Source organism: Acidobacteriota bacterium (genome assembly GCA_040754075.1).
Lineage (GTDB): Bacteria > Acidobacteriota > Blastocatellia > UBA7656 > UBA7656 > JBFMDH01.
In genome coordinates, this window is sequence record JBFMDH010000035.1 from 33,827 (window position 1) to 46,569 (window position 12,743).

At 54.4% G+C, this 12,743-nt stretch carries 3 protein-coding genes; all 3 read right to left on the reverse strand.

Annotated elements, in window-relative coordinates:
* Positions 1-231: 231 nt before the first annotated feature.
* The gene (locus AB1757_26530; GenBank protein MEW6130616.1) at positions 232-906 is read right to left on the reverse strand and encodes a response regulator transcription factor; all 675 of its coding nucleotides are present in this window, start codon (positions 904-906) and stop codon (positions 232-234) included.
* Between the two features lie 57 nt (positions 907-963).
* The gene (locus AB1757_26535; protein ID MEW6130617.1) at positions 964-8,916 is read right to left on the reverse strand and encodes a C25 family cysteine peptidase; all 7,953 of its coding nucleotides are present in this window, start codon (positions 8,914-8,916) and stop codon (positions 964-966) included.
* Between the two features lie 569 nt (positions 8,917-9,485).
* Complete coding sequence (locus AB1757_26540) at positions 9,486-12,644, reverse strand: two-component regulator propeller domain-containing protein (GenBank protein ID MEW6130618.1); 3,159 nt, start codon at positions 12,642-12,644, stop codon at positions 9,486-9,488.
* Positions 12,645-12,743 lie beyond the last annotated feature (99 nt).

Genomic DNA, 12,743 nt, shown 5'->3' on the forward strand with positions numbered 1-12,743 from the left:
AAAAATCAACCAACGGCAAACGACATTCTCTACCAGTCGGGTCGCATTTGCAAAGTGCAGGGTCGGTTGAATCTGCTTATTGTTTATTAACTTTCAATATGATTTTTCGTTCGTTTTGTTCACACAAAATATTTGATTCAAAAGCTGGAGAGCACTGAGGCACAGTAGGAGAATGAGGCTGGTCACTGAACTTGCAAAAATGAATGGAAGGCAATCAGGTGGTGATTTTGTTTAAACAATCCTTTGCCGCAACGCTTTGGCAACCGCTTCGGATTTGGAATGGACTTGCAGCTTGTCGTAAATATTTCGCATATGAAATGAGATGGTGTTGACGCTCACGCCTAATTTCGCGGCGACGGTTTTAAAATTGTGCCCTTCAACAAGGAGTTTCAATAAACGGGTTTCGTGTGCGGTCAATTGATAATCGACATTTTTGGGTGGCGCAAATTTGCGAAATAATGTGACCACACGGCGTGCCACCTCCGGCGACATGGGCGCGCCGCCGGTTACCACTTCGCGTATACTGTCGAGCAAACGCACGGGTGGAGTTTTCTTCAACAGATAACCGCATGCGCCTGCGCACATCGCGCGAAAGATGCGTTCGTCGTCATCATAAACCGTCAGCACCAGGATAAGCAGTTGCGGATAGCGGCTTTTGAGAATCGCGATTCCTTCGATTCCTGACATCCCCGGAAGCCCTATATCAACGAGGGCAACATCAGGCGGATTGGCGCCCATCTGCTGTAGGGCTTCTTCCATCGAATGAAATCGCCCGCCGCATGAATAGCCTTCGGTAAATTGAATCAAGGTTGCTAACCCTTCGCGAATTTCCTGACGATCTTCGATGATGGCAACATTGATGTTCATCTGCGGCGTGGGTGTTTCTGTGATGATGGCATCGGGCATAATCCAAATTTCTCCATGTGAATGAGTCGCGGCTTCAGTCTATGGCTTCGGGTTATTTTATCGCAACCGCAAAGTCGGGTCGCCAAGCAATATCCAGGTTCGGCGCACATCCGTATCCGTGACCGCTTGTTTGGCTGCCATCGCGGCTTCACCCAACCGTTTTGTCGGATTGCTGAATAGCTGCTTGTAAAACGCCTGATTCAACCGGTTCTGTGATTCCGGCAAGGTCAAACCCGAAGATGCCCAGACGGCAATCGCGCCGCCAGGCTCAGCTTTGATTAAGGCTTCGCCGAGCGCGTCCATCGTAGCGTCGTGCAAATAGCCATTCAAACAATTCATCAGCACAAACATCGGCAAATTTGCCTGATTGAGATTGACGGCTTCCGTAGCGGTCAACAAATTACCGCGCCACATATTCAATGAACCGTGTCCGGTGTAATTAATCAAGCGTTGACCTGTGGTCAGGGCGGCAAGTAATTGCGCCTTTGCGGTTGTCGGGTCTAAACGCCCGCGCTGCAATTCTTCAATGCGCATGGCGGCAGGCAGCACAGGTTTGAGATTGCGCGAAGCCTGCTCGAAATCAAAACCATCATTGGCGTCCGATACCAACAAGGCAGCAAATGGCGTAACAGAGGTTTCGTAAGCCGTAAGTTTTTTCACCAATGCCCCGGCTTCCGCAAGGGTTCGCATAGGCAATCGCCCAATGCTCAGTTCACTGATGCCGTCATTATCAAAGTCCGCGAACCAATCATCTGAGGCGGTTTCCATATAATTGGTATCGACTAGCTTCGTCGGTACAAGGTCCCAGTCGCCCAAACCCAAATAATTTTTGGTGTCATATGTCGCATCGCCCACGAGCATCACAAAGCGAAGTTTACCTGCCCAATTGCTTTGCGCATATTGCAGAAAATCGCGAATCGCCTGTGGTGATTTATGCCCGAAATTAAATTCGTCATAAAGGTCTTCGACATCCACCATCGCGACTTTAAACCCTTGCGATTCACGCAAACGTTTCAACGGTTCAAGGCTGGTAAAAAAGCCTTTCGCCGTGAGCATGACCAGATTGGCAGCATTTCTTTTATCGCGCCAATGTGAAGGGGAGTTGAGGCTTAGTGAAGCAGGTTGTTGCAACTGCTCATCGGTTATGGCGAGCAATTGGCGGGTGCCGGTTTCGGATGTCGCAACGGTGACGGCAAATCCGGTTTTCGATTCGCTGATGTGAGTCATTAACTGCGCGGGATTACCGGCATCCGTGATGTCGAAAACGCGAATGGCTTGATTTGTAAAACTGTCTACGGTGATTTGCTCTTTGCCCGAAACGTTAAATCTGAGGACATCATTATCTGCGTTGTATGTGTGTTGATAGGATAAGCGTAGGCAATCAACTGCGGAAACATCACTCGTGCCGTTTTGAGATGCAAGTCGAACGGTATTGAGTCCTTCGCGTAAATGCGCATGAGGTAAGATGAAACGAGTTGAGCTTTGCGCCTGACCGTTGAAGTTAATGAAGCCGGCAACCACGTCATTGATTAGTACAAGCACGCGGTGCGGCGTCTGCGTGATGCCTTGCAACGTCACTTCGAGCAGAGCCGGTTCCGTGCTTGGCGCAAGGTGTTGCAGGGTGAGCGGTTGATCAAGGAGTTGGGAAGTGACGATTGCGCCGAAGAAATTTTCGCGTTCGCCATTTTTAAGCGCCGCAAAATAGAGCGTGCGGTCACGGCGCTCCACGGTTTGGGTAAAACTCGCTTGAGATGAAGACACGCCTTCGTCCTCTACAGTTGGTATGCGCTTGCCGGGATGATTTCCGGCGATGAGCCAGTAGGCGCGCGCATCTGTCGAAGGCGTGTCTATGCCAAGACCGTAAAAATCAATGCTCTGCAATAGCCCGTCTTTATTGGTCGAAACCGCTATGGGCAATTCCTGACCGTCAACGAAGAGTTGCAGCATTCGCGGGTCAACTTTCACATCGAACCCGGTGGCGGCAAGTTCGTTTTGAGTGATGCGATAGAGTCCTTCGCGCTTGATATAAATTTTAAGGGCTGATTGAGAAGCCAGGGGATTGATGTCATCGCTGAGCGGTTTGCCGGATACAGCGGATGGCGCAAACCGCTCAACCATACGAGTTGCCGAAATGCTCACCGGTATCGCGCCCAGTTTATTCAGCAATGTGACATTGGCGACTGGTGGCGGATTGCCGCCAACGTAGGTTGTATAGAATGGGCCGTGCCAGGTGGATTGACCTTTGAGGTCGACATCCTCAAGCCAATAAACGGCTGTCGATTTTAAGCCTTTCACCTGCCCGTCAAACAGTCCATAGCTTTCACCGGTCAATAACCTGGAACCGGCACGGAGCGCCGATCCTGCGACCAGTTGTTGGTTGATTAATTGGCGATTACCGGCGTCTTCACGATAAACATTGAAACCCAGGTTATCGACTTCAAGTCCGGTCTGCCATTCCAGCAAGGTGCCATTGTCATAACCGGTGGCGGTGAAACTCACAAGGTCAATCGCCGTTGGCCCGCCGGGTCCGGCTATCGTCCAGGGTGAAAATTGGGTTACTCCCGAAAGCCGTACCCAATTGTCTATGGCATCTCTAAGGGTTGCCCCTTGCCCAGCCCAGACGGAACCATCACTGCGCCACAGTTCGATGGCCGCTTCGGCATTGCCATTGAGTTCGCCATCGAGATAGTGGAGTTGCAAGGTTGCCGAATAATTACTGCCCCCTGTGGGCGTGATGGTATAGGTGCGTTGCACAGCGTTTGGAAAACCGGCAGGCGCGGATTTCGTGAGGGTCACGGTGACTTCAGTAGGCGGCGTTCCTGAATCAAATTGAATGGTGTTGAAAGGATTACCAAAACTGAGCGGGGTGCCGAGCGTGATGCCTGTGCGACGCAAATTGCCGATAACATCACCGGTGCCTGAAGAGGTCGCGGCAGCAGGCATGGTCAAGGTGAAACCAGCAGTATTGAGGTCGCCATTTAAAGTGAGATTTCCGGTGACTGTAACATCGCCGGTTAAAGTGACGGTTGTGCCGCTGTTGATGATGATAGTTGAATAGGTGCCGGCGGCGAGGGTGAGTCCGGCGGTTACCGGGCGGCAGGCGGAGAACTCCGAAGTGTTGCCTGCCGCATCAATGGCAGTCGTGGTAATCGTTTGTCCGACGGCAACGGCAATCGGAAGCGTAACGGCGAAACTGGTGGCGCAGGTGGCGTCGGTGTTGACCGGAAAGGAGCCAATGTAGGTTTTGCCTTCGCCGTTGCCGGATGCGTCGCAAGATGGGTTGGCATAGAAATCAAGGGTGAAGCTGGCGCTTGCCGTGCTGTTGAGGGAACCGGCGATAAGCGTGGTGCCGGCATCATTACCGGCGGAAGTCAGGATGGGAAAGTTCTGCAAGCCGTTCGCGCCGGTGTCAGTGTCGCAGTTGTCGTTGGCAGTCAAGCCGAGACCGCCGAGGTCAATGCCGATGCCGGTGTTTGAGTAGATCGAGTTGCCACGAACCCTATTGCCGATAGCGCCGCCATCTAGGATCTGTACGCCGACGTGGTTTGAGTTTGTCCCGTTAAACGCGATGAGGTTGGCTTCGCCCGGACTCGTGCCGCCAATTACGTTGTTAGGAGAGCCTACACTAATCCCCGATATATTGTTGTGCCAGTTGGCAGTGCCTGTAACATCAGTGCCGATCAGGTTGCCTTTTACCACATTGCCGCCCGCGCCGTTGAGTTGGATGCCATACTGGTCGTTTCCGACAATGAGGTTGCGCGCGGCGGCAGTAGCCCCGCCGATTGTCACCCCGCTACCGAAACCACTAACCAGGATGCCGCTGCCGGCGTTGCCTATTACCGCCGTGCCCGCGGCATTGGTGCCGATGAGATTGCCTTGCACCACAAGACCGCTGTTCGGATGACCAACTGCCAGATGGACACCATTGCTGCCAAAGCTGTTACCATTGCCGGAAATGAGGTTGCCCGCTCCCGGGGCGGTGCCGCCGATAGTCACATCTATCACACTGTTGAGAAGAATACCGGTGCCGCTGGCGTTGCTGCCGAGCGAAGCCGTGCCGGCGGCATTGGTGCCGATGAAGTTGCCCTGGATGAGGTTGCCCTGTGCCGGGTTGGCGCTGTCGCCGGCGATGGTGATGCCGCTGGCATTGTTGCCGGAGATAAGGTTGCGCGCTTCAGGAGTGGTACCGCCGATAAGGTTATTGGCGCCGCGGAGGATAAAGATGCCATCTCCGCTGTTGCCCAGATCGACGGTGCCGGTCTTGTCGGTGCCGATGCGGTTGCCCTGCACGATGTTCGATGATGCACCGGCTTGGTTTAAGGAAATGCCGATAGAATTGCCGCTGATGACGTTGCCGTCGCTGAGGCCGGTGCCGCCAATCTGGTTGTTGCCGCTTTCGATGCGTATGCCGATAATCCCGCTGGTTTCAACGCGCGCATCACCGGTGGCGTTCAGACCGACGTAGTTGCCTTTAATTTGCGTGCCCGTCGCAAGGCTTCCGGTAATGTAGATCTGAGCGTTGTTATTGCCCGAAATGACGTTGCGCTCGTTGATCTGATCCAAAACCAGCCCGCCGATTATGGTGTTCGGCGCGTTGTTAATGAAGATGCCGCCGCCGTTGTTACCGAGGTCGGCGTTGCCGTCGGCTGATGTGCCGATGTAGTTGCCGCGAATCTGTGTGCCGGAAGCCGAACTGCCTTCGATGTGAATGCCGTACCCGCCGATGCTAAAACCTACCGACGCGCCAGAAAGGATATTGCGCGTCGCAGCGCCAGAGCCGCCGATGATGTTGCCGGGAGCATTGATGATGTGGACGCCGCTGCCGCTGTTAGCGAGAATGGCTGTGCCCGCTGCGTTCAGACCGATGATGTTATTTTGCACAATGTTGCCCGATGATGTGCTGCTCTCAATCTTGATCGCGTCGGCGCCAAGTCCTGTACCATTACCCGATATCAGGTTGCCTTCGCTAACGCCGGTTCCCCCAATCGTATTACCAGAGCTGTTGAAGATGCGTATGCCGTCATTGGTGTTCGGGAGGCGCGCTGTGCCAGCGGCGTTCGTGCCAATATAGTTACCCTTCAGCACATTCCCACTGGTAAATCCTATAAGCACCCCAAGGTCGTTGCCTGAAATGACGTTACCAATAAGTCGGTTGTTACTGGAAGGTAGCCACACGCCCTCAGCGCCATTGCCCAGATCAGCGTTGCCATCGGCTGATGTGCCAATGTAGCAACCTTCGACCAGGTTATTGCCCGCGTTCAGATCGATCCCGCCATCAAAGCAGCGATTGATGATAAGCCCTCTGATGTAGCTGCCTCCGGCGGTCGTATGGACATGTAGCCCGCTGGCTCGGTCGGTCTCAAATTCACGCACAATCTGCGAGCCGTTTAGTTCAATCAACGGCGGGCCAGTGTAATCCGGTCCTCCCTGGCTCCACCCATCTATGAAGACAGGTTGAAGGATTAAGGGGAGCTTCGCTCCCAGATTGATTGTCTTGACGCCTGGCCCGCCTGGTATAGCGAACTTTATGGTGAGGACGTCACCGGTGTTGTTAGTATTATGGGTACGCAAAATCGCTTCCCGTAATGAACCCGGAACCGGATTTTCATTATCGCCGCCACCGTCGTCTGTTGTGGTTACTATGGGCGGCGGCAAAACGTCGCCAACCCGGTAGACGCCGCGCCCGTGGGTAACGGCAATCAAGGCTTTGCTGAAAAATGCCGGGCCTGCCATAAAAAATAATTCGTCGACGGATACATTCGCCGGGCCGTCTTGATTTACGTCCCAGGTCGCGCCGCCGTCTTCGGAAGTGAAAATACCGACCTCGGTGCCGACGTAGAGCAGGTCTGTGCGGTCGGGGTGGTAAGTCAGGGCGCGCACCGGCACACTCGGCAATCCCGTCGCGCCCGCCCCGGTTACGTCCGTCCACGTCGTGCCGAGGTCGGTTGAGCGGTAGATGTTGTCAACGGCAAATCCGCCGAAGGTCGCATAAATCCAGTTTGGCGTGCGGGTGTTGTCGATCACCAGGCGCGTCACCACACGATTGGGGACGGCGGCAGTGTCGATCTGCGTCCAGGTAGGCGAGCCGGCCGTGCCGTTGGTGGTGCGGAAGATATCACCATTGTTATTGCCCACGAGGATGAAACTTGAACTGCCGGGGGAAACCGTGATGGCGCTGATTGGCGAGTTGCTCGCCGTCGGCGGTTTGATCGCAGTCCAAGTGGGATCGCCAGGGTTAGGGGGAAAAGCGCCTTTGACATTGGTGTGCCGCCAAAGGCTGATACCGCCCGCAAGCAAGGTGTTCGGGTCAAGGGGGTCGATGACCAGTGGGGCAATAAAGTTCGTAGGAGGGTTACAGGTGCCCCCTGGCGGCGGCGTGCAGGTCGCGTCAGTGATGCCGGCGTTGATAGAAGTTGACGTCAGTCCGCCGTCGGTGCTGCGAACGACTCCGAGATTTTGCGTCTCGCCATAAAAGTAATTTGAATCGGTCTGATCGGCGGCGCAATAGCCGCCATCGCTGCCCTGCATCAAGGTCCAGCCTTCGGTGTTGCCCGAAAACCTCAGCGTGCCGTTGTCCTGCGTGCCGCCGATGATGATTTGTGAAGCGTTGTTACCGGCACCTCCGTAAAACTGCGTGATGCCGAGATTGTTGTTCAAATCAAGGAAGTTCAGGGTGGTCATTCCGGCCGGGACTTCAGCATTGATGTCCTGGAGGCGGTGGATGCCGCCGTCGTTGCCGAAAAAAACTGTCTGGTTGTCATTGTTATTGAAACCGGGGTGGGCAACAATGATGTGATGATCGGCATGGGCAGAGGTTACGGTGCCGTCGCTGATCTGCGTAAAGGTGTTGCCGCTGTCGGTGCTGCGCCACAGGTGTATGCCGCCGACAATGACGAAGGCGGAATTGATCGGATTGACCCAGATGACGTTATCATACCAGCCTTGATTCGGAGACCCGGCGACAAAAAAGTTCGTGCCGGTATTGACTCGTGTGTAGTTTTGCCCGCCGTCGGTGCTGCGGTAAACATCGCCGTTATTCTGATTGACCGAAGCATAAACCAGACTCCCACCCAAAGAGGGCGCATAGGCTAACTCGACACGTCCATTGTTACCTGCTCCCGGATTGATTGGGGGATTGAAAGTTGCGGCATTCCACGTCTGACCAAAATCGGTTGAAAAGCTGGCTGACCCTAACTGGCCGACAATGGCGCGACTGCCATCACCCGGTCGAAAATCAACATCCATCGCTTGATTGGTTGTCGGCTGTGTCCAGGTCGTTCCCCCATCCGTTGATCGTTGGATGCCACCAGTAGCAATGAGATTTCCATTGACGTCTTGCGCCTGCGAGGTGGCTGCAAGCAGTGTACCGCCACCGGGCGAAATTGATAGCCGGTTGACAAAGAAGAAAGCGGCGTTCGCCGTGGATGAAAGTTGATTCCAGGTCACGCCGCCATCGGTAGATTTAAAAATGCCTGCCCCTTGAATGGCATCAATGTTGCCGAAACCTTCGCCGGTGCCGGCATACATGATGCTGGGGTTGGTCGGGTCGATGACCATCGTGGTGACCGCGAGGTTCGCCATAAAATCATTGACCGGCTGCCAACCCGAACCGCTGTTGGTGGTGTGCCAGATGCCACCCGACACACTGCCGATCCACATCTTGTTGGGTTCGGTCGGATGAATCACAATGGCACGGATGCGCCCGCCGATGTTGCCCGGCCCCAGCCACTCCCAGGCGTTTGGGCCAATCCCTGAACTGTAGAGGTCACTGGCTGGCAGCCCGGCTTTTTCCCGCGTTTTGCGCCGCTCTTCGCGGGCGGCGAGCATTAGCTGAACATGGCGACGGGCTTTCTCTAAACCATCGGGCGGGATGTAGCCCTTCTCATCCTGCAACTGTAAGCGCCGAAATTTGAAGAAGCCATCGGGATTCGTCGGTCCCGGCTCTGCTTCTTCGCTCTCACTGAGACCGATGAGTTGAGCAAGTGAAAATCGCGGTAGCCATTCATCCAATCCCAGGGCTGGTTCGACCCTATGGTCGACGGAGGCAATCGGTTTTTGCGGAAAATGCAGCGGGTTTTCTGTCGGCTTGTTTTGAACTGTTGATTTGCCTTTATGGCTAAGCGAAAGCCGATTTGAGTTTTTTCTGCTTTTTGACGACCGGGAAGACCTGGAGCCAACTGTCTCAGGTCGGCTGGCGCGTGTTTCCGATGAAGGCTTAGCCAATGGGAGTCTTGCGGTAAGGGCGCTTATCCCGATTACCAGTGCGATACCCAATGCCGAAAACAGGGCAATGAATTTACGGCGCAGATTATTCATGGCAACCCTCTTGTGAGCGAATCAATCCGGATACTGAATTTGGCTGGAGGTTATCGTCCCTTTTGTATTCGCGTTGTTTTTGCGTTTGCGAAATTTCTCTTGAGCGAACTTGAGAAAAGCGCTCAACCGTGTCTCAAATTATCGACAGCAGTTTAACAAGTACGTAAGCAAGAATCGCTATCTGTTTAGGTAGGTATTTTTCTGCTGAGGTTATCAAAAGGAGGCATGCAGAAATTTTTTCTGCATGCATGGATAGGGGCGATTCAAATTACCCTGTGCCGGTGGATTTTGAGCGGCGCTTGTAAACTGATTGATGTACCCAGACCCGTTGTAGAGGTGATCTGCAATCGTCCATTGATGCGCTCGGCTCGCTGACGCATACTGAATAAGCCGTGTCCACGGGTTGCGCTGGCGACATCAAACCCTTTGCCATTGTCTTTAATATCAAGATGGACATGTCCCTGGGATAATGAAAGCTCAATGAAAACCTCTGTACAGCGCGCATGGCGGACGGCATTGTTAATGGATTCTTTGAAGATTAAAAAAATTTCGCGGCGCTTGTCGGTATCGAGTTTGATTTCGGGTAGTCCATCGGGCGCGATAAATTCAAAATCAATCTCTTGCGCCGTTAAGGTATCGCTGGCAAAACGGCGCATTCGTTGAACGAGGTCTTGCAGATTGTCACGCTTGGGATTGATTGCCCATACAATGTCGCTCATCGAATCCACCAACTCCCGCGAAGTTTGCGCAATGGTTGAAAGCGGCGTTGAAAGAGCCGGATGATTGTCGGCAAGTTGAGCGCGGACGACTTCACTGATAATTGAAATCTGCGACAGACTGGAACCGATGTCGTCGTGCAGATCGCTGGCAATCCGCATTCGCAGGCGCTCAACTTTAAGTAGTTGAGCGATGCGGTAACGAAAGAGCGCATAGACGGCGGCGGCAACCGCCAATGCCGTGAGCGTCAAAAACCACCAGCGTTGCCAGAGGGCAGGCAAGATGCGGAATGAAAAGCTCGCGGGCGGCTGGCTCATCACCCCGTCCGCGTTGACTGCCCGCACCAGGAAGCGATAGCTGCCCGGCGCTAGACGCGCGAAATTAACCGTGCGTTGATCTGATAGCGGACTCCAATCTTCGCTTGCCCCTTCGAGCTTGTATTGATAGCGGAGTCCTTCGCCGGGGCTGAATCCCAACGCCACGAAGTCTAGCTGAACCTGGTTCTTGTCGGGGGCAAGTTCAATCGCGGCAATCCGGGTTTCGCCGAGCGCCGAAATCTGCTGCGTCTCGCCGCCAATACGCAATCCGGTGATCAGAACCGGCGGCGGCGTCTGGGGTGGGTCGGGTTGTGGTGTCAGCCGTGACAAGCCGCTTTTTCCGCCAAACCATAAATCGCCTTTGTGGTCGCGAAACGACACTAACACTTCGCCCGCAATCAAACCATCGGCAACCGTGAAAGGTTTGACGCGCCCGCTAATCGGGTCGAGCCTGTCTAAGCCGCGCGCCGTGCCGACGTACAAGCGCCCGTAAAGGTCTTCGGTAATGCAGTTGATGGTATTGCCGGATAGTCCTTGAGCGGTTGTGTAGGTGAGGAATCGAGGTTGCTCCGCGCTGGTGTCGTCGAGGCAAGTCAAACCGCCCAGCGTCGAGGCAATCCACAATCGCCCTGCGCGATCCAGATAAAGGTCATAGACCCCGCCCGCCGGCAGTCCTTGTTTGGTGGTCAATAGGGTGAAATGTCCGTCACGGAAACGAGCCAGGAAATCGGTATCAATAAAACCAATCCAGAGATTTCCTTCACGGTCTTCCGCAAAAGCAGTCGGGTCAGCGTTCTTCAGCGGCAAGCCATCAGCTTCCCCGTAGTGATGAAAGGTCTCCGTTGTTCGTTCCCAGCGCGTGATCCCACCTCGGGCTTCAGAGAAAGTCGCAATCCATATATCGCCGCGCGAGTCCTCATATAAGCGGAAGATGTCGTTTGAAACCAGTCCGTCTTTAGTCGTATAAATCGCTTTCGGCGGCGTGTTGGCGAGGCTGCCAACGTGACTGACTTTGGGATAGCGCACCAATCCTTGCCCGGTGGGGAGCCACCATTCTCCTGCCTGGTCTTGAAGCGTAAGCTGATTCCAGCCCCAGCCAAAGTAGGTGAGGTGTTGAGGCAGTCGCGGGCAAATCGCCCGGAAATGCTTTCCCGCAAACCAACTCAGCGGCGTCTTTGTGGACAGGATCGTCATGGCGCATAAATCCCCGGCGCGGCTTTCAAAAAGAGCCGAGATGCGGGATTCGCCAAGCCCTTCGGCTTCCGTGTAGGTGGTAAAGCCGTTTCGCGCCAGCTTGAGCGCCCCGTTATCCGTGCCAATCCAGAGATTACCATCGCGATCTTCCGTGATGGATTGCACAAACATCTTGCTCAGAATCAACTCGCTCGTATATTGAGGAAGTCGCAAATCATCCCGCCGGGCTTGCGGAATAAACTCGACCAGCGATGTAACCAAACCGACCCACAACTGCCCCGTGGAGGATTGAAATAAGCTTCTCGTATTGGCACTGGGAAGTCCGTTTTTCTCGGTGTAGACGCGGATGATTTTGGGCTGGTGAGTTCCGGGTTCCATCGCGATTTGCGACAACCCTTTGCGGGTCGCGACCCATAGGTGATCGTTGGTATCCACGAGCAGCGCAAGGATGTCGTTGGCTGGCAGACCCTGCTGCGTGGTGTAGCGTTCCGCGCGACCGTCAGACCAACGCCGGTAAAGCCCACTGCCTGCGCCGATCCACAAGGCTCCCTGCCGGTCTTCTACCAGAGCACGCACAATTCTATCGTTCTCAACCTCTCGCGGAAGCCCAATCTCTACCGGGCGAGCCATCCATTGCCCGTCCACCTGTTCGAGCCGGTAAAGTCCATGTCCGGCTCCACACCAGACGTCGCCTGCGCGATCCTCAAGCAGCGCGTTCACGCTCGCCGTCCTTTGTTGATCAACCGGATTGATGAAGACGAACATCGGGTCGTCCGTCGTCAGGTGTTGGTCCGTCATCTGTTGATTGGGTTGCTGACCGGTTGACAATGACCCGACAGTCCACGGGCGACCGGTGGGATTAAATTGGCAGAGACCGCTGAAAGTGGCTACCCAGTATTTGCCATCACGGGTTTCTAACAGGTTTCTAACCTGATTGTCAGGCAATCCCTGTTCGATGCCATAATTGGTGAAGGTATAACCGTCATACCGCGACAATCCCCCATCCGTGCAAAACCAGAGAAACCCGCGCGAATCGCGCACAATCCGGTTGACCGTGTTTTGCGCCAGACCATCAGTCGTGGTGAAGGACTTGACCGGCAACCGCTCAGCGAAAACGACATTTGCCGCGATAGTGAACAGCACAAGCGTCCAAATCAGAAGTCCCGTTACTGGTTTTGCCGTATGGCTCTGCATGTCAGCAACCCCTTTTCGGCTGAGGTGGTTTATGCGCTTTGCATTATGCACAAAGAGCGTCTTTAAGCAAAAGCGGGTTGAAGAAGCATTGGTCTGGCA

What these genes read in the sequence shown, in the direction of transcription:
- AB1757_26540 (MEW6130618.1), bottom strand. Translation starts at nt 12,644, where the DNA reads ATGCAGAGCCATACGGCAAAACCAGTAACGGGACTTCTGATTTGGACG.
- AB1757_26530 (MEW6130616.1), bottom strand. Translation starts at nt 906, where the DNA reads ATGCCCGATGCCATCATCACAGAAACACCCACGCCGCAGATGAACATC.